We start from the raw sequence: 26,084 nt of genomic DNA on the forward strand, positions 1-26,084 counted from the left end.
AATCAGCCGCGGGCGAGCGCTTCTGCGATCAGCTTGCGGCTGTTCTCGATACCGTAGAGCGCAATGAAACTGCCCATGCGCGGACCCTGGTCGCTGCCAAGCAGCGTCTGATACAGCGCCTTGAACCAGTCACGCAGGTTCTCGAAACCGTATTCCTCGCGCTTGCCGATTTCATAGACCTGGGTCTGCAGATCCTCTGCGCTGGCATCCGCCGGCGCATCGGCGAGGTAGGCATCGAGAGCGCGCAACGCCTCGGCCTCGTTCGTGGCAGGCGCACGCTTCGACAGGGTCGGCACGATGTAGTCGCGCGTATAGGCGACCGCAGTCCCGATCAGCACATCGAGCTCCGGCGTAATCCGCTCGGCCCCGATGTAGCTGGCGAGATAGTCACGCAGCGATTCCTCGCTCGCCTCAGCGCCGAGCACGCTGGCGAGGTTGAGCAGCAGGCCATAGGTCACCGGCAGGCTGTCGCCCGCACCCGGCGCCTCGGAACCCTCGAACCCGCCATTCGCACGCGCGAGGTGCCACACCGGATTGCCAAGCTGCTTGTCGAGCTCCTGCTCGGCCAGCCGCTCGCGGAACTGCCAGTAATCGTCCACCGCGCGCGGAATCACGCCGACGTGCAGCTGCTTCGCGCTCTTGGGATTGGGGAAGATGTAGAAGCCGAGGCTCTCCTCGCTGCCGTATTGCAGCCATTCCTCGATCGACAGGCCGTTGCCCTTGGACTTGGAGATCTTCTCGCCGTTCTGGTCGAGGAACATCTCGTAGATCAGGCCTTCCGGCTTGCGGCCGCCGAGAACCTTCACGATCCTGCCCGACTGCACGCCGCTATCGGTGAGATCCTTGCCATACATCTCGTAATCGACGCCGAGCGCAAACCAGCGCATGGCCCAGTCGACCTTCCACTGCAGCTTGGACATGCCGCCAAGCGCAGACTGCTCGACTACGCTGCCGTCCTCGTCGGCAAACCGGATCGTGCCTGCTTCGGCATCAACCACCTCGACCGGCACCTGCAACACGCGGCCCGTGCTGGGCGAGATCGGCAGGACCGGCGAATAGGTCTGCCGCCGTTCTTCGCGAAGCGTCGGCAGCATGATGTCGAGGATGGCCTGGTTCTTGCGCAGGACCTGACGCAGCGCATCGTCGAAGCGACCGGAGTTGTACATGTCATTCGCGGCAACGAATTCGTACTGGAAGCCGAAACGGTCCAGGAATTCGCGCAACTTGGCGTTGTTGTGCGCAGCAAAGCTTTCGTGGCCCTTCTCAAACGGGTCGGGCACGCGGGAGAGCGGCAGGTGCAGGTTCGCTTCGAGCAGCGCCTGGTTGGGCACATTGTCGGGCACCTTGCGCAGGCCGTCCATGTCATCGCTGAATGCGACCAGCCGCGTTTTGCCGTCCTCGGGCTTCGCACCGATCATCGCCTCGAACGCGCGGCGGACCAGGGTGGTGCGCAGCACTTCCTGGAAGGTGCCGATATGCGGCAGGCCGCTGGGGCCGTAGCCTGTCTCGAAGAGCACGGGGCTGCCATCGGGCTTGGTGCCGTCGGGATAGCGTTTGAGCAGCCGCTGCGCCTCCTGGAACGGCCAGGCCTTGGATACACGTGCGGCGGTGATCAGATCGTTCATGCTCATGCCAATCCCTCTTGCCGCTCGCCGTTCCTGTTGCAAGTGCGAAGTGTTGGAGCGTGCCTCGCCAGGTCCGACAGAGTGGAACACATGGAACACGGTCCTGGGAAAGAAAACGCCCGGCGCGCGCCATGGCCGGTCGCGATGCGGAATTCGGTCAGTGGCGACGCGTGGTCCATAGGTAGGACAATAAGTCGACGGTCCGGTGTAGGATAGGCCTCGTGATCGAGAAGTAGAGAGCGAGGAACTCGGCGATTAATTTCCCCCATTGGGTACACCAATATCGAAGTAGATTTGAGACTAAATTCGGGAGCAATAGTCAGTCGATGACCTTATTAAGTAATTAGAAAATTATTCTAGTTAACATGGGTGCATGAAGGCGCTGCGAACCCGATCGGGCTTCTGGTCCAAAAAGCTCAGCGAAGCTTCTGAGTGCGAGGTTGACCGCGCGCACCGCCTGATGACGTACGCGGAAGAATTCGAAGATCGCTGGTATTGGGAAACAGATACCGAAGGCCGTCTCACCTATCTTTCCGCCAACGTTTCCGAACAGATCGAAATGTTCGGCATCAAAACAGTAGGCGAACCCATCGCCAATGTATTCAGTCTCGATCAGAGCGAGTTCGAACTAACCAGATCACTGAAGTTCCATATCGTGTCGCGCACGGCATTCTCGAATTATCCGGTGCGCGGCATCAAGAGCCTGAGCGAAAGCTGGTGGTCGATGTCAGGACGCCCCTGGTTCGATTCAGAGGGCCGGTTTGCAGGCTTCGTAGGTTCGGGAACCGATCTTACGAAAACACGCAAGCAGGAAGCCACGATCAGGCGGCTTGCGGTCACCGATAGCCTGACCGGGCTTGCGAACCGCCAGCGCATGCAGGACCATCTCGATACGCTGATCAAACTGTCGCGCAACAAGGAACCCGATTGCGCATTGATCATGCTCGATCTCGACGGTTTCAAGAACGTCAACGACACGCTGGGCCACCCTGTCGGCGATGCCTTGTTGATACAAGTAGCCAAGAGACTGGCAGAGGTAACCGGTGAAACAGGCGTTGTCGGACGCCTCGGAGGTGACGAGTTCCAGATCCTGATACCCAGCGATGCGGACATCGAAACCCTGTCCAGCTTGGCTGCCGGGATTATCGCGGGGGTCTCTTCGCCCTACAGCATCGAGGGTTCCACGATCACGGTTAGCTGTTCTGTCGGAATCGCTCTCGCCGACAAGCAATCCGACGCCGAGACCCTCGTCAGGAACGCCGACATCGCGCTATATGCTGCCAAGGACGGAGGCAGGGCGACTTATCGTTTCTTCGAAGATGAAATGCTGGCCAAGGCCAAGTGGCGCAAGGAATTGGAGGATGAACTCCGCACGGCCCTCGCGACCAATCAATTGTTCTTGGTCTATCAGCCGGTCGTAACGACGGATACCGAGAAGCTTGCCGGTTTCGAAGCCTTGCTGCGATGGTCGCATCCGACAAGGGGCTTCATCGGTCCGGCGGAATTCATCCCAGTTGCCGAAGACAGCGGCCTGATCCAGCAAATCGGAGACTGGGTTCTGCGCACCGCCATCAATACTCTGGCGACATTGCCTCAGGATTTGCGGATCGCCGTCAACGTGTCGCCGATCCAGTTTTCCAATCCGGCCCTGCTGTCGATCCTCGCCAACGCCCTTGCCGAGAGCCAGATCGACCCCTCGCGCCTCGAACTGGAGATCACGGAAAGTGTCTTCCTGGAAGACGAAAGCAAAGCGCAGAAAACGTTCAGGGCGCTCAAGGGCCTGGGCGTACGTTTGGCGCTCGATGATTTCGGGACCGGGTATTCCAGCCTGTCTTATCTCCAGCACACGCCTTTCGATAAGATCAAGATCGACCAGAGCTTTGTACGCGGCGCGGTCGATCCGCGCAGCAGGAACTCTGCGATCATCGAATCGATTGTCGCGCTTTCGAAAGCTCTGGGCATGGAAACCACGGCAGAAGGCGTGGAGCACCAGGACGAGATAGACCTTATCAGAACGCTGGGTTGCAGCCACATCCAGGGATATGTCTATGGCTCGGGACTGGACCTTGCAGACCTGATGCCCGAACTCCAGGCCGGCCTGCGCAAGATGGAACCCATCGGGCACAAGTGCAGCCGCAGTCCCCGCACAAACTGCCTGCGGACCGGCAGCATGACAGTCAACGAGGACAGCAAGCCGATACGCATCAGAAACCTTTCAAGTACCGGCGCCCTCATCGATCAGGTCGACTTCACCGAACAGATGATCGGTGTACGGATCATGGTAGAAGTGTTCCCCAACGAAATGCACAAAGCCGAAATCCGTTGGATCGGCAATCAGGAAGCAGGGATCCAGTTCATCGACCCGATTTCCCTTGATGATCTGGACCGCTGACGGCTTCGCCCTTTGGAGGCGCTTTGCACCAACTGTGGGACAGGGTCGGTAGTATCGGTTGGGCGCTTGCCCCGCGTTCCGTTTGTGTTCTAACGGCAGGGAGTGAGCGAGCCTCTGCCCCTCCCTGCCCTTCACGCCAGCCATGCCGGACCCTGGCTACGCGACGCGAACGGCTCCACCCGTGGCTGCTCGAAGGGCGAGGCGGTGATGGCGGCGGCCGATACGCCGCTCCTGATGATGAACGCGCCGCTGGTGGCCAGCAGGCTGGGCTATCCCGACCTGTCCGGCCTCAACCTGCTGGAACTCTTCGCATTCATCCACCCCGCTAAATTCTGCGTTCCCACGCCCAAGGGCCTTGCCGACGCGCTCGGCCTCGAAGAACCGGCGGACGACGGATTCAAATGTCCCGAAATCGGGTAAAGTGAACTAGGTTGCCCGTGGCGATGCCAAAGCCGCACAGGACTAGGATGGGCGTCAGTTTGAGCACGGTGCCTACACCCAGCCCGGTAATGGAATTGCGCATTCCCGAAATGGCGGTGACGGAAAAGATCGACAGCAGGGCAAGCATGGCTGCCGGGCGTGCGACCGGCCCTTCGAGAACCGGGAAGAATACCGCTAGGTTGGACACCAGCACATAGAGCGTCGCCGCGCGTCCGGCGGCGATCGCGATGACAATGACCCACCCCACCTGAAACCCGGTAAAGGCCCGAAGGCCGTCTCGGCATAAAGCTGCACGCCGCCCGATGCGCGGAACAGGGTCGCGAGCCGGGCAATCCCAAGACATTACAGGCGTAAAACAGCCCGAAGATGAGAAACAGCCACGGCGAAAAATTGCCGGCCGCGTTGTACGGCAAGGCTGGAAGCGCGAAGATGCCGGCGCCGATCCTGCCGTTGACGCTCATCATCGTGGCACCGAAGGATCGCATGACGCGCGGGGGGGGGTGACGTCGGTGCTCACGCGCGCTCGGCCTGCGGAGCGGATGATGCCTGGCCGTCCGGTCCGGTTGACCTGCCTATCTGCGTGGTAGGAAATTTGACCACCAGCAGGATCAATCCCGCCAAGACCTGCCCGCCGATCAACAGCATCAGCATGCCTTCAGGCGTGGAAAAAATCGCCACCGCGGCAATCACGATGCCCGCGAGCGTGATCCCCATGTTCGAACATGCCATGTAGATCGAGTATTGCGCCGCCGCGATCCTTGGCGGGCTCAGCCGCATGATGATCACGACCTGCCCGATTCCGCCTAGCACGTAGATTATCGTCCAGCCGAAACCGAAAATCGTAATGTTGCCGGGTTCCGCCCAGGCCGATTGGCTTGTCAGCATCCAGACCAGCAGCACGATCGAGCAGATTGTGAAAAGCAGCATCGCGCGCTGCGCGCCGATCTTAGCGACGAAAAACCCGCCTATCGCGATGGACACGATGCCAGCGACCAGCTGCGCGGTCCCGTTGACGGACCCGATCTCGGCCTCGCTCCAGCCTCCAAATTGCGAGGCAACGAGTGGAAAGAAAACGAGGCAGGTGCCGTACACCAGACCCTTGACCATGATTACCGGGATCCAGGCGAGGCTGACTGGCGCGGAGGTGTTGCGCAGCGTTGATTTCAGCATCGGCAACCATCCTTCGGGCGCATAGGTCAGATTGAAGGGATGCGTGGTGCCTTGCGTCCATGGCAGACGCCGTTCGCCATTGCGCTCCGTCAGCCAGATCAGATGCGCCGTGACGACCAGCACCAGTCCGGCGCACACTAGATAGGCCGCACCAGCCCCCAACGAATAGACAATCAGGCCGGCAAGCGATGCCGACGCCGCGATGCCAAGCACCTGTCCGCCCGTTGCAAGGGAGCCGCCGATGGCGCGCTCTTCCTCTTTCAGGATATCGACCGTTAGCGCATCGACAGCGACATCCTGGAACACCACAGCCGTATTCACGGCCAGCGCCACCATGCCAAGCAGGATGACGTCCTTCGCACCCGGGTTCAGAATTGCGAAGATGATCAAGAAAGCGACGATTACCGCTTGCGCCCCGATGATCCAGCTTCGCCGTCGTCCCATCGAAAGAATTGCGTAACGGTCGATCAGGAAGCCAGCGATGAATTTGAAGCTCCAGGGACCGGCGCTCATCGCAACAAGGAACCCGATATCCGCCGCGCTCGCCCCATTTACCGCCATCCATGCCGGGATCGCGAAATCGAACAGGCCGAGCGGGATGCCTTGACCCGCGTACAGCAGGAAGATTGTAAAAAGGCGCAGCGGACCGCTCGATTCAAGGGACCGGCCTTTACCAAACGGCATTCGCGGGGATGCTATTGCATGGGGCATTTATCGGCTCTCCGCCGAGGCTTCGTTAGCGTCAGCGGTTTGCGGTCCTCCGCGCGCTGCGAAAAGGAACACGGCCAGCCCCACGGCTGTCACGGCGGCGGTGATGAAATACGTCGCCCCATAGCCGTGGCTTTCGATGACGGGGCCGGATGCTCCGGCCATAGCCGATCGTCCGAAATTCGGAATGGCCATGATGACAGCAAACTGGCTGGCCGCGACCGCCGGATTGCTTTGCATCATGCCCCAGGCGATCATGAGGATCGACACCAAGGTTATCGCGACGGTCTGCACGACGAAAACCGCCACAAAGAGCGTATCGCCGTCCCATGCGGCGAAAGTGCTTCCCGCGAGCAACGCGGCCACGATGAGAATGAGCCCGTTGGCCAAGGCCAGGCGAACGATCCCGAACCATTTGATCAGAAAGCCCGTTGAGACGATTCCGAACAGGCCGGCGGCGAGTGCGACAGCTGATGCAAAGCTGCTGTAACCGTCGCTCGACCAGCCCAGCCGCTGAACGGCCAGAGTGGGGCTAACGGTTTCTGTCTGGACCCAGGTGATCATCAGCAGAATGAAGGCGATCAAAAAGGTGACGATTCGTACGGTCGCCAGGGAGCTTACGACCTCCTTGAGCAAGGGCCACCATCGGTCCTGCTGCAGAGCTTCGCATTCGGCGGAGGGGCGGCCGCTCGTCCATGGCATCAGCCGCTCGCCCGGTCGCTCTCGAAACAAACCGACGATGAAGGACGGTACGGCAACGAGGATGGCGCAAAGGATCGCCACAGAGGTCGTCCCGCCGCTCAGGACGAGCTGGCCGCCAATAAATCCGATCACCGAAACCCCGACAATCTGGGACCCGTACATGCAACCGTTGATCGCGCCGCGTTCTTCGATTGGAACGAGATCGATAGTCATGCCATCGACGGCGACATCGTTGACGATCCCGCAGACGTTCAGGATGAAACAGTAGGTGGCTAACAGCGCGATCTCGGTGATGTCGGGGCCGTCTATCGCGAGGGCCACAAGCACCGCGACCATGCAGGCTTGCGCGATCAGGATCCACGCCCGGCGGCGTCCCATCGGGCGATAGGCATACCGATCCATCAGCAGGCCGGCGAGCGGCTTCAGGGACCACGGCAGCGTGGCGAACCCTATGAAGGCTCCTACCTCAAGCGCGCTCGCCCCGTTTGCCGCGAACCATGGCGGGAAAACCAGAAAGGTCAGCCCCAGGGGCACGCCCTGCATGAAATACAGGATCATCGTTGCCGCAAAGCGCAGCGGCTTGTGTTCGACCATCGATGGCCATGCGCGCTGTTGGCGAGTAGCGACGTCCAAGCTTGCGTCTTGCATCGGGAAACCCCTCGGAGTGTATTCAAGGAGGTCCAGCTCGCGATCGAGCCCGGGGGCTCCCCTGCACTTCCACCGCGAGCCGGAGAATTGGGCCGCTGCCTATTCGGGCTTCATCGTCAGCTTGCGCACCCTGTATTCGCCGGTGATCTCCCGAATGTTCGGGTAGACGGTCGAGCTGGTTTCTCGACTGGCGGCCTGGTTAGCTTCGCCCCACTCGCGCATGAAAGCATCGTACCGCGCCTTGTTTGGCTCAAGAGCCGCCGAATTTGCAAAATTCGCGACCAGCAAAAGGTTGAATTGGCCGCTTTCCGGAAGCTCGCTGACATAAATGTCGTAGCTGTCCATATACCCGAGGTTCACAGCGATCTCGTTTTGCGCAACCCAAGTCTGGCGAATGCCTTCCAGATAGTAATCCATCATGTTGGCATCGACCTTGACCGTGGTGATTGTGCTGATCTGGTCGCTCACCGTGTAATCTTCATACGGCGTAAGCTGCGCCATCGCCGGAGTGGCAGGTCCCGCGAGTGCGAATGCTACCAAGGTCATAGCTAGAGTTTTCATGTGTTCAGTCCCCCAAGCGACGATCCGTTCTGTATCCCCCAGTGGAGCAGAAGGCCGTGCAGGCGGAACTATCGGTCACGCGAAACTCGGCGTCCTGAACGAAAACCGATGGAACTATGAGGGCGTTGATATCACCGCGAAATTATAATTAACTGGCGTATCAAGCGCCGCGTGCTCAGCCGGGTATCGCGTCCCATGCGTCCTGTAGGGCCGCGATCATCTCATCGCCGGTAGGGTAATCTCCGAACCAATAGATCATCCGTTCGACCAGCCTCCGGTAATCCGCCATGGAATAGTCAGGGGCGACGTGCCTGATCCGCTCGATGACGTTCCGCGCCTCGTCGCTGTACCCGGCAAAGGCGAGCGCCGCGGCCAGCGTCACGAGGTTCAGGCTGTAGTCGGGATTGCGGAAATTGCAGTCCCGGTATGCCTCGATTGCCGCCTCGAGATCGCCCAATCGCACTTCGCAATGCCCACGATAGTGCGCCCATAACGCGTAGCGCGGATGATGCGGGGCGCGGGTCTCCGCAGTTTCGATCATCTCGATGCCGGTACGGTCCCCGTAGAGCCAGCAGTGCTGCCACCCCAATACGGCCAAGGCATGGGGATTATTTGGGTCGAGCTCGACCGCGCGGGTCAGGTTGCGAACGGCAAGGCGGGAATTACCCATCATAGTGGCAGTAATTCCTGCCGCGGATAACACGTCGGGATCGTCTGGCGCGCAGGCGATGGCTGTTTCCACGTGGCGCTTGGCCATCGCGAAGGTTTCTGCCGGGGTGTCGTCAAACTTGCTGGTGACGTTCTGGGTCAGTTGGACGGCTAACGCGGCGTGAACGGCAGCGTCATCGGGCTGGATGGCCACGGCTCGCTCCAGCAACTGGACAATTTCTTGAGCCGTCGATCGATTGTAATTGAGACGCAGCGCCTCGGCCCTTTGCACCAGTTCATAGGCACTGAGCTGAAACCGCCGGCGGGCCTGCAATTCCTTGGCATGCGAAACCACCAATGCGCTCGCCGTGGATGTCGACACGTCGAGTACGATCTTGTCCTGGACTTTGAAAAACCGGTCGAGCGTGCTGTCAATTCGCTGCGCCCAGACCTGGGAATTGCCCATCCCATCCATCAGAGCCGTGCGTAACTGAAATTCTTCCCCGCGCCGCTCCAGCGACCCGCTGACGATGTAGCGCACCCCCAGACGCTCTGCGATGCATGGCAGGGGCGTAGTTCCTTCCTCGATGGTCAAGGCGGAACTGTACGCCGCAACATGCAGCCTCGGCACGCGCGACAGCAGCATGGTGAGGTCGCGTGTTATGCCATCGGCCAGAAACGCGTCCTCTGGAGCTTGCGACATGTTCATAAAGGGCAGCACCGCGACCGAGAAATCGCCGGACTGCCGATCCTCCAAAACCGGACCGCTGCCATGCTCTTCGCGTAAAGCCGGCGATTGCGACCGGCGGGTCTCGGCCATCAGTACATAGCCACGCTTCCAGACCGTGGTTATGTAGGGCTGCTGCGCATGATCCGCGCTGAATACCTTCCGCAAAATCGAAATCGCGCGCGTCAGACTTTCATCCGCACCCGGATTGAAGAACCAGACATGGTCGATGATCTGGTCGCGGGTCGCGACTTCGCCGGTGTGCTCGATAAGGTAAACCAGCACGTCCATTATCAAGGGTTCTACGGGATGCGCGTCGTCACCATGCCAAAGACAATTACGATCGACCTCGACGCTGAACGCACCGACCGTCCAATCACAGCGTCTTGGCGAAACGTTTTCGGTTTTTGAGCCTACTAACGACAAAGAGTGCAGATCCCCCTACCTCCGCATCCGGCCTTGCGCAGGACAGCTTGTCAAGCTGCGATGCTCTTCAATCAAGGACGCTTTTGTCAATCGACTGTCGGCTATTCACCGAGTCAAGGTCTAGGCGGGCGTGATAGCTGCGTGTCTGCAGCTCAACGATCCACGTTCGGTTTCACGGCGGGATGATCGACTTTGCCCCTAAAATCAGACTGTCGGCTATCGGCCCAAGGTAAGTCGGCAAACTGACTTTGCCGAACGTCCGCTTTCCACCCATCTCGCGACGCCCTCAATGAGCTAGCCATGTGCCAGGAGCGGTCAATCCGTTAACGACCCGTTTGCAGTCGTTCCAGATGTGCCTTTCACGCGAATTCTTGCACGTCTGGAATGCCAAAGGGGCCCATCGCAAATACACGACGATCATTCAAATCGACGTCAGATAGCGGAGTGAAGCCGGCGCGGATCCATTGCCTACTCGTAGTATCCGGCAGTCGTAAACATCTCACGCCCCATCACTGCAACGACGCGCTTCCCCTGAGAGTTTCTTGTCGGGCGACCGAAGGCACCGGCACTCGGTGGTGGCAATCGCGCCTCTATCCCGGTCGTCACATCCTCATCAGTAATTTCGATAGTTATGCGATCGACGCCGATGGCTTCGGGCGACACTTCACGCACGGTGCGCGGGTCGGAAGGGTTACTGAACGTGACAAACATCGGCCAGGATTGCGTCGGCTCGCGGTTGCGACGCGGCGGTAGTGTGCGCGGCAGGTCGTATGCGCCCTCTACCTTCACCATCGCCTGTAGGAATTCGGCAGCATCGCCGAAACTGTCCTGCGTTGAACGCTCTTCATACCATTCGTCGATCGCCTGCTGAACTTCGCTACGTTGCGCATCGTCGCGCGGGACGTGGTTTCGCAGCGCCATGCCTGCCACGAAGGCGGCGTAATCGGCGTTGTCCGGTCGTGACAACAATGCGTAATATGTGCGGCCATTGCGATCGATGACGACGGCTTCGCCTTCGACCTTGCGGCTGACAATCGACATGCCCTCGGTCACTTCGACATGGCGGACACTCGAAAACTCTTGTCCGCCCGCGTGGACCGTCATCTTGTAGTTATAATCTGGAAAGCGGTCGCCGCATCCGACGAGCGCAGCGATGCACAGCAACAATCCCAATCCAAAGACCCGCCCTGTCAATCTTAGCTCCTGTGCTGACCCGCCTATCCAAGAGTCAGCTATATAAGGATCAATGGTTTAGTTTTGCCAAACGGCTGTCTAACGCTCCGCCGCGCGTCTCTGCGATAACCCGCCAATTCAATGCCCGCTTCCCACCCAAACGAAGACCTCGCAATCAATTTGCTTCAAGTCCAAGAGCCGCCATCTCTACCGCTAAGGCAGCTCGACCGTATCTTTCACCGTTCCATAGACGAAGCTGGTGTTGATGGTCGCGATGCCCGGCGTGGTGTGAAGCGTTTCGCGCATGAAATCCTCGTAGGCGTCGAGGCCGGCGACCACGATCTGGAGCAAGTAGTCAGAGCTTCCCGTCATCAGGTGGCAGGTGAGGATCTGCGGCGTTTCGCGCACCCGTTTTTCGAACCCGTCCACCACTTCGCGGTCGTGGCGGGCCAGCGTCACCTGGACGAAGGCCGTCACCGGATAGCCTGCGGCCTCGCGGTCCACGATGGCGACATAGCGGTCGATCACTCCCGCCTGTTCCAGATTGCGTACGCGGCGCAGGCAAGGACTTGGTGACAGGTTCACGCGCTCTGCAAGCTCGGCATTGGTCAGGCGACCATCACGCTGCAACTCGCGTAATATGCGGCGGTCTTTCGCGTCCATATAATCCTCTTAGCGAGGCATAATCTGCCATTATCTGCTCTATTAATGGCATACTTTGCAGAGAAATGCCATTAAACCGGCGCTATAAGCCTCTCATTATTTTCATTGAGAGGCCTTAGATGTCCCGCAACACGCTTTCCGGTTTTTCCAGCCGCGCCATCCATCACGGTTACGACCCCGCCGAAAATCAGGGCGCGCTGACGCCGCCGATGCATCTTGCATCGACCTTCGCGTTCGAAAGCGCGGAACAGGGCGGTGCGATTTTCGCCGGCGAGCAGCCGGGCTATTTCTATTCGCGCATTGGCAATCCGACCGTGGACCTGCTGGAACAGCGCATTGCCGTCCTGGAGGGTGCCGAGGCGGGTGTCGCCGCCGCATCGGGCATGGGCGCGATCACCGCCGTCATGTGGAGCCTGCTGAAAGCGGGCGATGAAATCGTCACCGACAAGACGCTATATGGCTGCACTTTCGCCTTCTTCCGCCACGGCCTCGCCAAGTTCGGGGTCAAGGTCACCCATGTCGACCTGACCGACACGGCTGCGCTCGAGGCGGCGATGCACAATGGCGTGAAAGTCGTCTATTTCGAGACTCCGGCGAACCCGAACATGCGCCTCGTCGACATCGCCGCGATCAGCGAAGTGGCGCATCGCCACAATGCGCAGGTCGTGGTCGACAACACCTACGCCACCCCCGCCCTCACCCGCCCGATCGAGCTTGGCGCCGATATCGTCGTGCATTCCGCGACCAAGTATCTCGGCGGGCACGGCGATCTGGTCGGCGGGCTGGTCGCAGGCTCTGCCGAGACCATGCAGAAGGTGCGCCTCGAAGGGCTGAAGGACATGACAGGCGCGGTCATGAGCCCGTTTACCGCCACGCTGATCATGCGCGGCCTCAAGACGCTCGCTCTGCGGATGGAGCGTCACAGCAAGACCGCCATGGAAGTGGCGCGCTGGCTCGAAGCACAGCCGCAAGTCGCAGCCGTGCACTATCCCGGCCTCGAAAGCTTCGGCCAGCATGCGCTCGCCAACCGCCAGATGGCGCTGCCGGGCGGGATGATCGCTTTCGATCTAGCCGGAGGGTACGATCAGGGCATCCGTTTCATGAACCGGCTGGAGATGATTATCCGCGCCGTATCGCTGGGCGATGCCGAAACGCTGATCCAGCACCCTGCGTCGATGACCCACTCCACCTATACACCCGAAGAGCGCGCCGAGCATGGCATCGGCGAAGGCCTGCTGCGCCTGTCGGTCGGGCTGGAAGAGGCCGAGGACATCTTCGCGGACCTCGAACAGGCACTCGCCGCATCGGAGCTGTCGATAGCTGCCTGAGGGCGCGTAAAAGCGCGGCTGGACGCTTGCCCCGCGTTCCGTTTGTGTTCTAACGGCAGGGAGTGAGCGAGCCGCTGCCCCTCCCTGCCCTTCACGCCAGCCATGCCGGAACCTGGCTACGCGACGCGAACGGGCCCACCCGGGGCTGCTCCAAGGGCGAGGCGGTCATGGCGGCGGCGGATACACCGCTGCTGATGATGAACGCGCCGCTGGTGGCCAGCAGGCTGGGCTATCCCGACCTGTCCGGCCTGGACCTGCTGGAACTCTTCGCATTCGTCCACCCGGCGAAATTCTGCGTTCCCACGCCCAAGGGCCTTGCCGACGCTTTGGGTCTCGAAGAACCGGCGGACGACTCCGATGTCACGCTGCTGTTGCAAAAAGCGGCTGGCGCCCTGGTGGCCACCTGCGAGAGCGACGAGTGGGCGGAACGCGAAGGTGCGTGGTCGACCCTGCAATCCCTCGCCCGCCTGCGCTGGCCCTGGGCCAATGTCCTCGCCCCTCATGTGCGCAAGCCGGAAAAGGCCGAGAAATGGCTCTTCACCAAGCTGCCCGAATGGGAAGAATCGCCCGACCGGCCGCAACCTGCGCAGGTCCTGATCGATGAGCCGGAAATCGAGGCTCAGCTCGAACGCCTGACGGGCGAGGGAGCGGAGCGGCGCGAAGGGCAGCGATCGTTCTCGCGCGGGGCCGGTCACATCTTCGGCCCTCGCGACAAGCAGAAGCGGCCTCATGTCCTGCTGGCCCAGGCGGGCACGGGTATCGGCAAGACACTGGGATACCTCGCCCCCGCATCGCTGTGGGCGGAACGCTCGGGCGGGACGGTGTGGGTCAGCACCTATACCAAGAACCTCCAGCGCCAGCTGCGCCGCGAGAGCGCGCGCGCATGGCCAGCAACCCGCGCCGATGGCTCTCCTCCTGTGGTCGTGCGCAAGGGGCGCGAGAATTACCTGTGCCTGCTAAACCTCGAAGACGCGCTGCAAGGCGGCTTCACCGGCCGGCCCGCGATCCTGGCGCAATTGGTGGCGCGCTGGGCTGCCTATACGCAGGACGGCGACATGATCGGCGGGGACCTGCCTGGCTGGCTCGGCACGCTTTTCCGGAAGCGCGGAATTGCCGCGCTGACCGACCAGCGCGGCGAGTGCGTTTATGCCGGCTGCCCTCATTACCGGAAGTGCTTCATCGAGCGTAGCGCCAGGAACGCCGCGCAGGCCGATCTCGTCATCGCGAACCATGCGCTCGTCATGGTCAACGCGGCCCGCGGTCGGGACATCGCCAGCCGCCCGACCCGCATTGTGTTCGACGAAGGCCATCACGTTTTCGACGCTGCAGATTCGACGTTCTCAGCAGCATTGACGGGGCAGGAAGCCATCGAGCTCCGCCGCTGGATCATCGGCCCCGAACGCAATTCGCGCGGAAGGCGACGCGGTCTTGCCGCTCGCCTTGCCGACGTGGCGAGCTATGACGATGCAGGCGGCGAAGCGGTGGAAGCTGCGGTAGAGGCAGCACAGGCCCTACCGTCAGACGGATGGCTCGGACGGCTTGCGGAGGGCACGCCGTTCGGACCGGTCGAGGCACTCCTCGAACAGGTGCGCGCGGCCACTTACGCGCGCGATGAAAGCGGGCAGGAGGCAGGCTACGGTATCGAAACCGAGACTGCACAGCTGCCGGGCGAACTGGTCGAGGCTGCGGGAACTGCAGCGCAAGCCCTCGCCGCCATTCGCACCCCTTTGCTGAAACTTGCCGGAAGACTTGAAGCGGTGCTGGAGGATGCGCCCGACTGGCTCGACGGACAGGGCCGTGCGCGGATCGAGGGCGCGCGGCATTCGCTGGCGTGGCGCATCGACCTGATCGCGGCGTGGGAGGCCTTGCTATCGCGCCTCGGCGGACCGGCAGATCCAGATTTCGTAGATTGGCTGGCAGTAGATCGAAACGATGCGCGCGAATTCGACGTCGGGCTCTACCGCCACTGGCTCGATCCGATGAAGCCCTTTGCCCATACCGTACTTGAACCGGCACACGGCGTCATGCTCACCAGCGCGACCCTGACCGACCGCGACGAGACCGGCGCGGACTGGCCGCACGCGATCGCCAAGAGCGGCGCGCCGCATCTCGAACTGATGCCCAAGACCGCGCAATCGGACAGCCCGTTCGACTACGCTTCGCGGGCCGAAGTCTTGATCGTTACCGATATCAAGCGAGGCGACATCCCCGCCCTCGCCGGAGCCTACGCCAGGCTGATCGAGGCGAGCGATGGCGGCGTGCTCGGCCTGTTTACTGCAATCAGGCGGATGCGTGCGGTCTACGGACGGATTGCCGACCGCCTGGCGCGCGCAGGCCTGCCGCTCTACGCGCAGCACGTCGATCCGATCGACACCGGCACGCTCACCGACATTTTCCGCGACGATCCACGGGCCAGCCTGCTCGGGACGGATGCCCTGCGCGACGGCGTCGATGTGCCCGGAGAATCGCTGCGCTGCGTGGTGATGGAAGCGGTCCCTTGGCCAAGGCCCACCATCCTGCACCGCGCCCGCCGTGCCGCGGCCTCTGAGCAGGAAGGCGGGGCGAAACGCTATGACGACCGCATTATCCGCGCGCGGCTGGCCCAGGCATTCGGCCGCCTGATCCGCAGCCGCGACGATGCCGGACATTTCGTCGTCCTGTCTTCCGCCTTCCCCAGCAGATTGCTGTCCGCCTTTCCCGACGGCACCCCTGTCATGCGCGTGACACTCGACGAGGCTTTACAGCGGGTGGCGAAGGGTGTTGGAGAGGTTGAGAACACCCCAGCGGAGAAACAAGACTCGTGAAGATCCTCGGCCTATTGCGTCACGCCAAGTCCGACTGGGGACAAAGCGACAAGCGCGATTTCGATCGGGGTCTTAATGAGCGCGGGCTCAAGGGTGCAAGGCTGATCGGCGAACATATCCGCGATCACGGGGTGAAATGGGACCGGCTGGTTGCGAGTCCTGCCGAACGCGTGAAACTGACCCTGGAAGAGGCATCGATCGGTCCCGAACCCGAATGGGACCGGCGCCTCTACCTCGCCTCCACCGAAACGATCTGCGAAGTGGCAAGCGAGATGGGCGGCGATGCCGACACGCTGCTGCTGGCAGGGCACAATCCGGGCTTCGGCGACATGGTTTTCGAACTGGTCGCCCCGAAGAACGAGAACGACCTGTTCGACGAAGCCAAGGTCAAATTCCCGACCGCCGCCTTCGCCGTTTTCGAGCTCGATATCGATGACTGGTCGGACTTGTCCGAAGGCTGCGGCAAACTGGTCCACTTCGCCCGCCCGCGCGATCTCGATGCGGACCTGGGCCCGGAATATTGAAACGTTCGGGATCAACGACATGACCGACAATGAAATTCCCCAGAAGGAAACCCGCCGGATCGAGCGATTCATCAAGGGGATTGCAGTTCTGGGCATCATCACCCTGATCGTGAGTATCTGGTTCGCCTTCCAGCTCGACGTGGAGACCGAAGTCACGGAGACCGTCGACGGAAGCTTCATCGTGGAAGGACCGGAGGCCAATCTGCTTGGCGTGATGCGAGCCGATTCCGGTAATCGTAGCCTGGAAGTTCGCGGTCTTCCGAAACCTGAAGCCTTCAGCGATTACCCGGAAGTGCGCTACGCCCTCTGCGCTGCGCGGAACGCCCCCGATACTGTCTGGGAAGAGCCGAGCGGCACCATGCGGGCCAACCTGCAATCGGAAGGTTTCGACGAGCTTTGCGCGGTCTATCCCGATCTGTGAGTAAGAGCCACGCCGCTCGGAATACTGCTTAGCGTAGGCAGGGAGATGCGCACTGCCCGATGTCCACCAGCTTGCGACAGATTATTCGGGCCGAGGCAAAGTTTCACTGAGCACGAAGCGCACGGGCAATTGGGCCGTCTTAGCCTCCGCAACGCCCTCCTCATTGACATGCGGAGGGGCAGGACCCGTCTTCGCGATTGCAATGCAAACAAGCGCATCCAATTCGGTCGAACCGCTGCTCCGTATGGTTTCACAATCGCGCACGGTGCCGTCGGTTTCGATGCGGAACTGGACGACAACCCGGCCCTCGATACCTTTTGCAATCAAATCGCGAGAATAGGCGTTCTGCGCTTTCCGGGCGACAGCAAGGCTCCAATCCCGGAGGTCATCGCGCCAGGTACTCGTGACAAATTCATGGTCGAGACTAACGCCTTGCGCAGGCTCCGCAGCGGATGGCGTAGTGATGCCGGTAACCACCAGGATGCTGATTATCCAGAAGGTGAGGCGACGTAATCTCATAGCGGGACGTTTCGCGCTTTTGCGCCCGGACGACAAGCCAATCTTATCGAAGCACACGCGGCCCTGATCCGCTTTCACCCCATTTGTCGTCCGCATTGTAGAGCGCGCATTTCCTCAGGCTGAGGCACCCACAGCCGATGCAGCCGTCGAGGCTGTTGCGCATCTTTTCGAGCGAGGCGATCTGCTCTTCGATGCGCTTGCGGATCAAGCCGCTGATGCGTTTCCAGTCGGCGGCGTTGGGCGTTCGGCCTTGCGGCAATCCAGCAAGCGCCTCCTCGATCTCTGCCAGCGAAAGGCCCAGACGCTGCGCGATCAGGATGAAGCTCAACCGCCGGATATCGCCCCGCAGGAAACGGCGCTGGTTGCCGATGGTCCGCAGTGCTTCGACCAGCCCACGTTCTTCGTAAAAACGGATTGCCGACACGCTGAGGCCGGTCCGGCGGGCCAGTTCACCGATGGGAAGGAGGTCGTTCGCTTTCATCGATCACAGCGATAGCGAAAACGAAGCTTGACCTCAACCAAGCTTGAGGTTGCATTGAGTGTGCATCGCATTTGCGGACCATCCCGGTGCCGCATCGAAGACAAGGAGTTTAGCGATGCCAAAAGGACGTCTCGAACACGCCAACATTTCCGTTACCGACCCTGATCGCAGCGCCGCCCTGCTCAAGGACCTGCTCGGCTGGCACGAACGCTGGAGTGGGCCCTCCATGGGTAACGGCCGTACGATTCATGTCGGCGGCGAAGACAATTACGTCTCGCTCTACACCAGCGACGCTGTTGCAGGAGATTACCGCAAGGGCCAGCCGCTCAATCACATCGCATTCATGGTCGACGATCTCGATGCGGCGGAGGCCGTCGTCGTGAAGCACGGCCTCGAACCTTTCAGCCACGGAAAATACGAACCTGGCCCGCGCACCTTCTATTTCTTCGATTGGGACGGGATCGAGTTCGAGGTGGTCAGCTATGAATGAGATCGTTCTGCGCCGCCCCCTCTTCCAATCGCGTCCAGAAAAGCCACGAACGGCCAGCGGAAAGCCCGTCGAAAAGCCGCGCTTCCCTCCCCGCCCGCTTCCTGTATGAAAAGCGCGCGGCCGGGGAGCGCCGCGAGAAGGGAAATCTGACAATGAAGCCTGTCCTGCTGGCCGCCGCCGCAATCCTGTCCCTCACCGCCACGCCCGCATTTGCGGAAACGGTGGTGGTGACGGCAGACCGGATGCTCGATGTGGAGACCGGGCGCTATCTCGCCGATCCGGTCGTCACCGTGGTCGATGGGAAGGTTGCCAGCGTGCAATCCGGCGTCGCGCTTCCCGACGGTGCGAAGCATATCGATCTGGCCGGTCACACGCTCTTGCCCGGCCTCATCGACATGCACGTCCATCTCGACGGCCGCCCGGAGTACGGCGGCTATACCGGACTGCGGTTCACCGACCGTTTCTGGACCGCAGTCGGAGTTGCCAATGCCCGCACCATGCTGGAAATCGGCTTCACCACCGTGCGCAATGTCGGCGACGACGATTACAACGTCATCGGCATCGACCAGGCGATCGAGGAAGGCTGGATTATCGGTCCGCGCATCGTCGTCGCGAACCATTCGCTGGGCGCGACCGGCGGACATTGCGACGAGACTTTCCTGCCGCCCAGCTTCGATGCGAAGAGTCCTGCCGTCGGCGACAGCCCCGACGAATTGCGCAAGCGCGTGCGGGAACAGCGCAAATATGGCGCGGAAGTCATCAAGGCCTGTGCCACGGGCGGCGTCTTCAGCCGCAACACCGCGCCCGGCATCCAGCAGCTGACACTGGAAGAACTGACAGCCATCGCCGACGAAGCGCATTTCTGGGGCTTGAAGGCCGCTGCTCATGCCCACGGTGCACCTGGGATCAAGGCCGCTATCCGGGCCGGTTTCGATACCATCGAACACGCCAGCTACGCCGATGACGAAGCAATCCGTCTCGCCAAGGAGCACGGCACGTTCTTCTCGATGGATATCTTCAACACCGAATACACCCTCTCCCAGGGCGCCGCGAATGGCGTGCTGGAAGAGAATATCGCCAAGGAACGCGCGCTCAGCCAGGCGCAGCGCGACAATTTCCGCCGCGCGCACGAAGCAGGCGTGAAGATGGTATTCGCCAGCGATGCCGCCGTCATGCCGCACGAGCTGGTCGGCGGTCAGTTCCGCGTTATGGTCGAATACGGCATGACCCCGCTTGAAGCGATCCGGGCGGCCACGGTCACCGCTGCAGAGGCGCTGGGTCAGGAAGGCGAAGTCGGAGTAATCAAGCCGGGCGCTTGGGGCGACATGATTGCCGTCAGCGGCGATCCGCTGGCCGATGTCGGCGAACTTGCCGACGTCGATGCAGTGATCAAGGGTGGTGTGCTGGTCGAATAGCGGGCGCCGCATGGAAGCCCGATAGCGAACCCAGCGGCACATCTTCGAACCGGACCAGCCAGCGCTTGGCCATCTTGGCCAGCGGCATCGGGTTCAGGTAGTGCCGCTTGCACCGCCCGTCCCTCTCGCTGGCGACCAGTTCGGCGCTTTCCAGGACGGCAAGGTGCTTGGCGACCGCCTGCCGGGTCATCGGCAGGTCTTCGCTCAATTCCGATAGAGTCAGGCCGCCCTGCTCGCTCAACCTGTCGAGCAGGAGGCGGCGCGTGGGATCCGACAAGGCGACGAAGGTGTCCGTCATGCGAGGAAGGCTAGGCACCTGCGCGCGAGTCGCTCAAGTTTGCGGACGCGCGCAGGGCCGGTTTTTCCCCAAGCAGGATTCGTCAGAGGGCGCTCGCGCCGCCGAACACACCGATTATGAGGGGGTCGTTGGTCGCGCGGGGATCGCGGCGAATTTCCGCCTCCTCGACGCCCATTTCGCGCCAGATCGTGTCATCGATGCTGTTCGCTACCCTGCTGGCGACCTGCGACACGTTAACGCCGGTCAAGGCGCCGAGCGCCTGTCCGACCAGCGGGTCTTCGGCGAGGCGCATCGCGTCACCCAGTTCGGGGATCATCGCATCGACCAGGCGCATGCCCATTTCTCCGCGCAGGAAGCTGGTCGCCGCAGTCGGCCCGCCGTTGACGAGTGCAACCGCGTTGGAAATACCGATTACGCGCACGGTATCCGCCACGATCGGTGCTGCGCGCTCCGCCCCTTCATAGGCGATATCGCCGAACGCATCGAACAGGCGATCCTTGAAAAGGGCGGACGTCAGGATGCTGCCCAGAACTCCGCCGCGCGCACCGAGCAGGTTTTCCAGTCCGACCTGCGCGATCTGTTCGTCCCAGAAACCACCATCGTCGAGCATCCGGGCAAAGGCCCGCTCGCTCGACAGGAACAGGAGGCGCTGAATGGCGTCGACGAAACCGAAGCCGCCAAGCGATGTACAAGCCGGAAGCGCCAGGGCCGCCCCGCCGAGCGTCAAACCGCCCAGGAACTTGCGCCTGTGAGTGGTGGCCGTGAGAATATCGTTCATTATTTCTACTCCTCGAAGGTCCCACCCTTGTCGTGTGCGACATAGGCCGCCCATATGAGCCCTCCGATGAACCGCGTGCGCTGCCTCGTCCTCAATGCCGCCCTCGGCCCGCTCGACTACAAGGTGCCCGAAGGCATGGAAGTCGGTCCGGGCCATGTGGTCGAGTGTCCGCTTGGGCCGCGCACGATCATCGGAATCGTCTGGGAGAGCGAACGGCTTCCCGGCACCGAGGTTCCGGCGGAGAAGCTGCGCCCGCTACGCTCGATCCTGCCGGTACCGCCCCTGTCCGCGCCGCTGAGGCGGCTGATCGAGTGGACAGCCGATTACTACGTCGCCTCCTTGTCTAGCGTGGCGCGCATGGCGCTTTCCTCTGGCGGCGCGCTCAAAGGGCCGGCGACCATCACGGAATATCGCCTGACCGGAGGCATGCCCGAGCGCATGACACCGCAACGCCATGCAGCGATGGAGGCTCTCGAGAGCGAACAAGCCACTATCCGCGAGCTGGCCGGTATCGCGGGCGTGTCGGAGGGCGTGCTGCGCGGCCTCGTCAACCAGGGTGCGCTGGAACCGGTGGAGGTCGATTGCGACCGCCCCTTCGACGAAGCGCGGCCCGATTTCACGCATGTGGATCTCAGCGAAAACCAGCAGCAGGCGGCCGATACCTTGAGCGAGGCCGTACGCCAGGAGAAATTCGCACCTTACCTGCTCGACGGCGTAACCGGATCGGGCAAGACCGAAACCTATTTCGAACCGGTTGCCGAAGCGCTGCGGATGGGCCGGCAGGTGCTGGTCCTGTTGCCGGAAATCGCGCTGACCGAAAACTTCCTTCACCGCTTCGAAGAGCGGTTCGGCGTCACCCCCGTCCTCTGGCACTCCTCGCTGAAGTCCACCCAGCGCCGCCGTGCATGGCGAAACGTGGCGAGCGGCGATGCGCAGGTCGTGGTGGGCGCTCGTTCGGCCTTGTTTCTGCCGTTTCGCAATCTCGGCTTCATCGTCGTCGACGAAGCGCACGAGACCAGCTTCAAGCAGGAAGACGGCGTGCGCTACAATGCCCGCGACGTTGCCGTCATGCGCGCGCACTTCGAAGGCATTCCCGTTGTCCTCGCCAGCGCCACCCCGGCTCTGGAAAGCCTGCAGATGGCCGAGAGCGGCGTTTATGCGAAACTCGACCTGCCCAGCCGGTTCGGCGGGGCGGAATTGCCGGCCATCGACACGATCGACCTGACGGAAGAAAAGCCGCCGCAAGGAATGTGGCTAGCACAGCGGCTGATCGACGGCATCGCCGAGCGGCTGGAGCGCAAGGAACAATCGCTCCTCTTCCTGAACCGCCGCGGCTATGCGCCGTTGACCCTGTGCCGCAATTGCGGGTTCCGCTTCCAGTGCCCCAATTGCAGCGCGTGGCTGGTCGAACACCGTTTCACCCGACGGCTTGCCTGCCACCACTGCGGACATGAGACGCCAAGTCCCGCCTCATGCCCCGAATGCGGCGAGCCCGATTGCCTCGTCGCCTGCGGTCCCGGCGTCGAGCGCATCGCCGACGAGGTGGCGGAGCGGCTGCCCGATGCGCGCGTCTTCGTCGCCACGTCGGACACACTCAATTCGCCGGGTCGCGCCGCGGAATTCATCGCGCAGGTCGAAACAGGGGCGATCGACGTTATCGTCGGCACCCAGCTGGTGACCAAGGGCTTTCACTTCCCGGAGCTTACGCTGGTAGGCGTAGTCGATGCCGATCTCGGCCTCGAGGGAGGCGACTTGCGCGCGGGCGAGCGGACCTATCAGCAAGTCGCGCAGGTTGCGGGGCGTGCCGGTCGAGGATCGAAGCCCGGCGAAGTGCTGATCCAGACCCGCCATCCCGAAGCCAGCGTGATTGCTGCCCTTGCCGCCGGAGATCGCGACGCCTTCTACGAAGCCGAAACCGAAATGCGGCGCGAGGCCGGCGCCCCGCCCTTCGGCCGCTGGGCGTCGATCATCATCTCTTCCGAAGACGAGGCGGAGGCGCGCGAGGCAGCCCGGCGGATCGGCGATGCGCGTCCCGACGTGCCCGATCTCATGATACTTGGCCCCGCGCCCGCACCCATGGCGCTTCTGCGTGGACGGTATCGCTATCGCCTGCTCATGAACGCGCGCCGCAGCGTGCAGTTGCAGGATGTCATCCGTCGCTGGCTTTCCAGCCTCGATCATCCCCCGGGCGTCCGCGTCGGGGTGGATGTCGATCCCTACAGTTTCGTGTAGGTAGCGCTGCCATGTGCAATCTCTATCGCATGACCAAGAACGCCACCGAAGTCGCGCAATTGTTCGACGCAGTGGCGGAGATCGGCAGTAATGCGGGCGGCGAAATCTATCCCGGCTATTCCGGCATCGTGATCGCAGGCGGCAAGGTCGAGACCATGACCTGGGGCTTTCCCCTCCAGCGCAAGGGCGCAAAGGGCCAGCCGCTCAAGCCCAAGCCGGTGAACAATGCACGTACCGACAAGCTCTCCGGTCCTTTCTGGAAAAGCAGCTTTACAGAGCGGCGTTGCTTGATCCCTCTGGAAAGCTTTGCCGAAGCGCAGGGCAAGAAAGGCGCGATGACACGCACCTGGATGACCATGCCCGATGCCGAGGTCTTTACGGTTGCGGGCATCTGGCGCGGCAGCGCGGAATGGGGCGATTGCTATTCGATGGTGATGACCGATGCCTCGCCCCAGATGAGCGAAGTCCATAATCGAATGCCCGTCATCCTTACGGCGGATCAACGCGCAACCTGGCTGGACGGATCGCCTGACGATGCCTTCGAATTGTGTCGCCCGTTCGAGGGCTCGCTCGCGATCGACCGGACCGACGTACCGTGGGCAGGTCGTCCGGCGCAGTCCTCCATGCTTTAGGCACCTGTCGCACGCTCGCGCATTGAGAGCGCATGGCAGACACTACCGACGGCCCGATCCTCGTCCCGATCCTGGGCGACCAGCTAACCCGCGACCTCGCCAGCCTTCGCGGGCGGAGAAAGGACGATACCGTCATCCTGATGATGGAAGTCTGGGACGAGGCGACTTACGTCAAACATCACAAGCAAAAGATCGTCCTGATCTTTTCCGCCATGCGTCACTTTGCCGAAGACCTGCGCGATGCAGGATGGACCGTCGACTACGTAAAGCTCGATGCGACAGACAATGCCGGAAGCTTCGCCGGCGAGGTCGCCCGCGCCGTCGAAGAGCACTCCCCGCGCGCTATCCATGTGGTTGAACCGGGCGAATGGCGGCTCAGGCACGATTTCGACCAATGGGCCGACAAGTTTCCCTGCGAAGTCGAGATCCTTGCGGACGACCGTTTCATCTCGACCCAGGCCGAATTCGACGAGTGGGCGGAAGACCGCAAGGAAATGCGGATGGAGTATTTCTACCGAGAGATGCGCCGCAAGACGGGCCTGCTGATGGATGGCAACAAGCCGGAAGGCGGGGAGTGGAATTACGATAGCGAGAACCGCAAACCGCCCAAGGAAGGTCTCGACGCACCCGAGCGCCCCCTGTTCGAACCCGATGCGATCACATGCGAGGTGATCGGACTGGTCGAAAATCGCTTCGGCGATCACTTCGGGTCTGTGGAGAACTTCGGATGGCCGGTGACCCGCGAAGAAGCGGAAGAGGCGGCGGACGCCTTCTTCGCCGAACGCATCGAATGTTTTGGCCCCTACCAGGACGCGATGGTTCACGGACAGGACGACCTGTTCCATTCGATGCTGTCGACCAGCATCAATCTCGGCCTGCTCGACCCGCTTGAACTCTGCCAGAGGGCGGAGAAGGCCTACAAGGACGACCGCGCGCCGATCAATTCGGTCGAAGGGTTCATTCGCCAGATCATCGGCTGGCGCGAATATGTGCGGCGCTTCTACTGGCACCAGATGCCACACCTGCAGAAAGCGAATGCCCTGAATGCGCAGCGCGGCCTGCCCGAGTTCTACTGGACCGGCGAAACCGACATGCGGTGCCTTGCCGACAGCATTCGCTCCACCCGCGACAACGCCCATGCCCACCACATCCAGCGGCTGATGGTGCTCGGCAATTTCGCCCTGCTTGCCGGGATAACCCCCCGCGAGGTGCAGGACTGGTATCTTGTGGTCTACGCCGATGCCTACGAATGGGTGGAACTACCCAATGTAGCGGCGATGATCCTCTATGCCGACGGCGGAAAGCTGGCGAGCAAGCCCTATGCTGCCAGCGGCAACTACATCAACAAGATGAGCGATTATTGCGCTGAGTGCCGCTATTCGGTGAGCAAGAAGACCGGTGAAGGCGCGTGTCCCTTCAATCCGCTCTACTGGCATTTCATGGACCGCCATCGCGACAGGCTGGAAAAGAACGCCCGCATCGGTCGCATCTATTCGACGTGGGACAGGATGGACGACGCCAAGAGGCAGGACTATCTCGACAGCGCGGAGGCGTTTCTCGACAGCCTCACGCCTGCCGGCAAGGACTGGGCGCGCAATTAGGCCTCGCGTGCGCGGTCTTTCATCTCGGCAATCAGCTTCGTTTCCTCTGCCTTGCGGCTCATCGAGATAACGTGATCGACACCCTCGATGGTAATCGCCAGCTTCCCCTCCTGGGTGATTTCGATGAAGCCCTTGGACTTCAGATACCAGGTGTGGAATTCGAAATTCTCGTCGGAGCAATCCAGGGTCTTCTGGATGTAATATCCCATGATACCCGGATCCGTCGCATGCTCGCGGCGGCGCTTGTAGAGGTGATATAACACCTTCTCATGCGCCTCGGCATCGTCGAGCGCGGACTTCTCGTCGATCAGCAGGTCTTCGCTACCGGGAAACTGGTAAAGGTTGTCCTTTTTCATTTCCTTGTAGCGCTGGTCGTATTTGGCGCGCTTTTCCGGATCGCGAAGCAATTGGTACGCGGAGGTCACTTCCTGGAACTTGTCGATGTCGGCCGTATCGGTGTGATCGGGATGATACATCTGCGCTGCGTGCCGGTAAGCTTTTTCCAGCATCTTGCGGTCGCAGGTCGGACTGACCTGCAACAGGGCATAGAAGTCGACGAAATCCTGTCCGCTATCCATCGCTATCAACCTGCTAAAACTCTGCGCGATCGCCAAGACCGCACTGGATTGATCCTGAAGCCGGTTATTATCTCCCCGCGCGAATGTTTCGGCGGGTGG

At 61.6% G+C, this 26,084-nt stretch carries 24 protein-coding genes and 1 pseudogene; 12 read left to right on the plus strand and 13 right to left on the minus strand.

The window, feature by feature from the left end; translation table 11 throughout:
* Positions 1 to 2: 2 nt before the first annotated feature.
* Entirely contained in the window at positions 3 to 1,631 is a 1,629-nt protein-coding gene (locus tag CVE41_RS03010) for a lysine--tRNA ligase (RefSeq protein ID WP_100259316.1), read from the minus strand.
* A 454-nt stretch (positions 1,632 to 2,085) separates the two neighbouring features.
* On the opposite strand from CVE41_RS03010, the gene CVE41_RS03015 reads away from it, so the two are divergent.
* Both CVE41_RS03015 and CVE41_RS03020 read left to right on the plus strand, forming a co-directional pair.
* Positions 2,086 to 4,017 (plus strand): putative bifunctional diguanylate cyclase/phosphodiesterase, encoded by a 1,932-nt coding sequence (locus CVE41_RS03015; protein ID WP_198507707.1) that lies wholly within the window; start codon positions 2,086 to 2,088, stop codon positions 4,015 to 4,017.
* Positions 4,018 to 4,119: 102 nt separating this feature from the next.
* Positions 4,120 to 4,410 (plus strand): annotated as a pseudogene (locus CVE41_RS03020) (ATP-dependent DNA helicase); the annotation flags it as partial.
* A gap of 4 nt (positions 4,411 to 4,414) precedes the next feature.
* Here the strand turns inward: CVE41_RS03020 and CVE41_RS03025 are convergent.
* The gene (locus CVE41_RS03025; RefSeq protein WP_100259318.1) at positions 4,415 to 4,705 is read right to left on the minus strand and encodes a hypothetical protein; all 291 of its coding nucleotides are present in this window, start codon (positions 4,703 to 4,705) and stop codon (positions 4,415 to 4,417) included.
* A gap of 119 nt (positions 4,706 to 4,824) precedes the next feature.
* Between CVE41_RS03025 and CVE41_RS14840 the strand changes: the two genes are divergently transcribed.
* Entirely contained in the window at positions 4,825 to 4,962 is a 138-nt protein-coding gene (locus tag CVE41_RS14840) for a hypothetical protein (RefSeq protein ID WP_232725775.1), read from the plus strand.
* A gap of 9 nt (positions 4,963 to 4,971) precedes the next feature.
* Here the strand turns inward: CVE41_RS14840 and CVE41_RS03030 are convergent, their stop codons facing one another.
* The 6 genes from CVE41_RS03030 to CVE41_RS03055 form a co-directional block, all read right to left on the minus strand.
* Complete coding sequence (locus CVE41_RS03030; RefSeq protein WP_157799380.1) at positions 4,972 to 6,312, minus strand: MFS transporter; 1,341 nt, start codon at positions 6,310 to 6,312, stop codon at positions 4,972 to 4,974.
* 27 nt (positions 6,313 to 6,339) lie between these two features.
* Entirely contained in the window at positions 6,340 to 7,686 is a 1,347-nt protein-coding gene (locus tag CVE41_RS03035) for an MFS transporter (protein ID WP_100259320.1), read from the minus strand.
* Between the two features lie 99 nt (positions 7,687 to 7,785).
* Positions 7,786 to 8,247 (minus strand): hypothetical protein, encoded by a 462-nt coding sequence (locus tag CVE41_RS03040; protein WP_157799381.1) that lies wholly within the window; start codon positions 8,245 to 8,247, stop codon positions 7,786 to 7,788.
* Between the two features lie 175 nt (positions 8,248 to 8,422).
* A complete protein-coding gene (locus CVE41_RS03045) occupies positions 8,423 to 9,913 on the minus strand; it encodes a winged helix-turn-helix domain-containing tetratricopeptide repeat protein (RefSeq protein WP_100259322.1) in 1,491 nt (496 codons plus the stop codon).
* A gap of 603 nt (positions 9,914 to 10,516) precedes the next feature.
* Positions 10,517 to 11,242: a hypothetical protein gene (locus tag CVE41_RS03050; RefSeq protein ID WP_157799382.1), complete on the minus strand. Its 726-nt coding sequence runs from the start codon at positions 11,240 to 11,242 to the stop codon at positions 10,517 to 10,519.
* A 192-nt stretch (positions 11,243 to 11,434) separates the two neighbouring features.
* Entirely contained in the window at positions 11,435 to 11,884 is a 450-nt protein-coding gene (locus tag CVE41_RS03055; protein WP_100259324.1) for an Lrp/AsnC family transcriptional regulator, read from the minus strand.
* A gap of 119 nt (positions 11,885 to 12,003) precedes the next feature.
* Between CVE41_RS03055 and CVE41_RS03060 the strand changes: the two genes are divergently transcribed.
* The 4 genes from CVE41_RS03060 to CVE41_RS03075 all read left to right on the plus strand — a co-directional run bounded on the left by CVE41_RS03060 (position 12,004) and on the right by CVE41_RS03075 (position 16,961).
* Positions 12,004 to 13,212, plus strand: a complete 1,209-nt coding sequence (locus CVE41_RS03060) for a methionine gamma-lyase (RefSeq protein WP_100259325.1) — start codon at positions 12,004 to 12,006, stop codon at positions 13,210 to 13,212.
* Between the two features lie 62 nt (positions 13,213 to 13,274).
* Positions 13,275 to 16,016: an ATP-dependent DNA helicase gene (locus CVE41_RS03065; protein WP_100259326.1), complete on the plus strand. Its 2,742-nt coding sequence runs from the start codon at positions 13,275 to 13,277 to the stop codon at positions 16,014 to 16,016.
* A complete protein-coding gene (locus CVE41_RS03070) occupies positions 16,013 to 16,540 on the plus strand; it encodes a SixA phosphatase family protein (RefSeq protein ID WP_100259327.1) in 528 nt (175 codons plus the stop codon). The genes CVE41_RS03065 and CVE41_RS03070 overlap by 4 nt, the downstream gene beginning before the upstream one ends.
* Positions 16,541 to 16,559: 19 nt before the next feature.
* Positions 16,560 to 16,961, plus strand: a complete 402-nt coding sequence (locus CVE41_RS03075; RefSeq protein ID WP_157799383.1) for a hypothetical protein — start codon at positions 16,560 to 16,562, stop codon at positions 16,959 to 16,961.
* Between the two features lie 81 nt (positions 16,962 to 17,042).
* On the opposite strand, the gene CVE41_RS03080 is transcribed toward CVE41_RS03075, so the two are convergent.
* Together CVE41_RS03080 and soxR are read right to left on the minus strand one after the other, a co-directional pair.
* Positions 17,043 to 17,558, minus strand: coding sequence for an energy transducer TonB (locus tag CVE41_RS03080; protein ID WP_157799384.1), 516 nt, complete (start codon positions 17,556 to 17,558; stop codon positions 17,043 to 17,045).
* A complete protein-coding gene (gene soxR / locus CVE41_RS03085) occupies positions 17,524 to 17,961 on the minus strand; it encodes a redox-sensitive transcriptional activator SoxR (RefSeq protein WP_100259330.1) in 438 nt (145 codons plus the stop codon). The genes CVE41_RS03080 and soxR overlap by 35 nt, the downstream gene beginning before the upstream one ends.
* Positions 17,962 to 18,076: 115 nt before the next feature.
* On the opposite strand from soxR, the gene CVE41_RS03090 reads away from it, so the two are divergent.
* Positions 18,077 to 18,451: a VOC family protein gene (locus CVE41_RS03090; protein ID WP_100259331.1), complete on the plus strand. Its 375-nt coding sequence runs from the start codon at positions 18,077 to 18,079 to the stop codon at positions 18,449 to 18,451.
* 152 nt (positions 18,452 to 18,603) lie between these two features.
* A complete protein-coding gene (locus tag CVE41_RS03095; RefSeq protein WP_100261344.1) occupies positions 18,604 to 19,866 on the plus strand; it encodes a Xaa-Pro dipeptidase in 1,263 nt (420 codons plus the stop codon).
* Here CVE41_RS03095 and CVE41_RS03100 read toward each other — a convergent pair.
* Both CVE41_RS03100 and CVE41_RS03105 read right to left on the minus strand, forming a co-directional pair.
* A complete protein-coding gene (locus CVE41_RS03100) occupies positions 19,841 to 20,164 on the minus strand; it encodes an ArsR/SmtB family transcription factor (RefSeq protein ID WP_090481156.1) in 324 nt (107 codons plus the stop codon). The genes CVE41_RS03095 and CVE41_RS03100 overlap by 26 nt on opposite strands.
* Positions 20,165 to 20,246: 82 nt before the next feature.
* Entirely contained in the window at positions 20,247 to 20,942 is a 696-nt protein-coding gene (locus tag CVE41_RS03105; protein ID WP_100259332.1) for a DUF4197 domain-containing protein, read from the minus strand.
* 66 nt (positions 20,943 to 21,008) lie between these two features.
* Between CVE41_RS03105 and CVE41_RS03110 the strand changes: the two genes are divergently transcribed.
* The 3 genes from CVE41_RS03110 to CVE41_RS03120 are packed head-to-tail and all read left to right on the plus strand — an operon-like array spanning position 21,009 to position 25,407.
* On the plus strand, positions 21,009 to 23,174 hold the full coding sequence (locus tag CVE41_RS03110; protein ID WP_100259333.1) for a primosomal protein N': 2,166 nt from the start codon (positions 21,009 to 21,011) through the stop codon (positions 23,172 to 23,174).
* Between the two features lie 11 nt (positions 23,175 to 23,185).
* Entirely contained in the window at positions 23,186 to 23,806 is a 621-nt protein-coding gene (locus tag CVE41_RS03115; RefSeq protein WP_100259334.1) for an SOS response-associated peptidase, read from the plus strand.
* Between the two features lie 32 nt (positions 23,807 to 23,838).
* Entirely contained in the window at positions 23,839 to 25,407 is a 1,569-nt protein-coding gene (locus CVE41_RS03120) for a cryptochrome/photolyase family protein (RefSeq protein WP_100259335.1), read from the plus strand.
* Here CVE41_RS03120 and CVE41_RS03125 read toward each other — a convergent pair.
* On the minus strand, positions 25,404 to 25,985 hold the full coding sequence (locus CVE41_RS03125; protein ID WP_100259336.1) for a J domain-containing protein: 582 nt from the start codon (positions 25,983 to 25,985) through the stop codon (positions 25,404 to 25,406). The genes CVE41_RS03120 and CVE41_RS03125 overlap by 4 nt on opposite strands.
* Positions 25,986 to 26,084 lie beyond the last annotated feature (99 nt).

Source organism: Qipengyuania seohaensis (assembly GCF_002795865.1).
Taxonomy (GTDB): domain Bacteria; phylum Pseudomonadota; class Alphaproteobacteria; order Sphingomonadales; family Sphingomonadaceae; genus Qipengyuania; species Qipengyuania seohaensis.

Bases quoted from the DNA above. Each gene is read 5' to 3' on its own strand.
- CVE41_RS03010 (WP_100259316.1), bottom strand. From the start codon at position 1,631: ATGAGCATGAACGATCTGATCACCGCCGCACGTGTATCCAAGGCCTGG.
- CVE41_RS03030 (WP_157799380.1), bottom strand. From the start codon at position 6,312: ATGCCGTTTGGTAAAGGCCGGTCCCTTGAATCGAGCGGTCCGCTGCGC.
- CVE41_RS03035 (WP_100259320.1), bottom strand. From the start codon at position 7,686: ATGCAAGACGCAAGCTTGGACGTCGCTACTCGCCAACAGCGCGCATGG.
- CVE41_RS03095 (WP_100261344.1), top strand. From the start codon at position 18,604: ATGAAGCCTGTCCTGCTGGCCGCCGCCGCAATCCTGTCCCTCACCGCC.
- CVE41_RS03090 (WP_100259331.1), top strand. From the start codon at position 18,077: ATGCCAAAAGGACGTCTCGAACACGCCAACATTTCCGTTACCGACCCT.
- CVE41_RS03015 (WP_198507707.1), top strand. From the start codon at position 2,086: ATGACGTACGCGGAAGAATTCGAAGATCGCTGGTATTGGGAAACAGAT.
- CVE41_RS03060 (WP_100259325.1), top strand. From the start codon at position 12,004: ATGTCCCGCAACACGCTTTCCGGTTTTTCCAGCCGCGCCATCCATCAC.
- CVE41_RS03075 (WP_157799383.1), top strand. From the start codon at position 16,560: ATGACCGACAATGAAATTCCCCAGAAGGAAACCCGCCGGATCGAGCGA.
- CVE41_RS03040 (WP_157799381.1), bottom strand. From the start codon at position 8,247: ATGAAAACTCTAGCTATGACCTTGGTAGCATTCGCACTCGCGGGACCT.
- CVE41_RS03045 (WP_100259322.1), bottom strand. From the start codon at position 9,913: ATGGACGTGCTGGTTTACCTTATCGAGCACACCGGCGAAGTCGCGACC.
- CVE41_RS03125 (WP_100259336.1), bottom strand. From the start codon at position 25,985: ATGGATAGCGGACAGGATTTCGTCGACTTCTATGCCCTGTTGCAGGTC.
- CVE41_RS14840 (WP_232725775.1), top strand. From the start codon at position 4,825: ATGAGAAACAGCCACGGCGAAAAATTGCCGGCCGCGTTGTACGGCAAG.
- CVE41_RS03105 (WP_100259332.1), bottom strand. From the start codon at position 20,942: ATGAACGATATTCTCACGGCCACCACTCACAGGCGCAAGTTCCTGGGC.
- soxR (WP_100259330.1), bottom strand. From the start codon at position 17,961: ATGAAAGCGAACGACCTCCTTCCCATCGGTGAACTGGCCCGCCGGACC.
- CVE41_RS03115 (WP_100259334.1), top strand. From the start codon at position 23,186: ATGTGCAATCTCTATCGCATGACCAAGAACGCCACCGAAGTCGCGCAA.
- CVE41_RS03100 (WP_090481156.1), bottom strand. From the start codon at position 20,164: ATGACGGACACCTTCGTCGCCTTGTCGGATCCCACGCGCCGCCTCCTG.
- CVE41_RS03055 (WP_100259324.1), bottom strand. From the start codon at position 11,884: ATGGACGCGAAAGACCGCCGCATATTACGCGAGTTGCAGCGTGATGGT.
- CVE41_RS03110 (WP_100259333.1), top strand. From the start codon at position 21,009: ATGAACCGCGTGCGCTGCCTCGTCCTCAATGCCGCCCTCGGCCCGCTC.
- CVE41_RS03120 (WP_100259335.1), top strand. From the start codon at position 23,839: ATGGCAGACACTACCGACGGCCCGATCCTCGTCCCGATCCTGGGCGAC.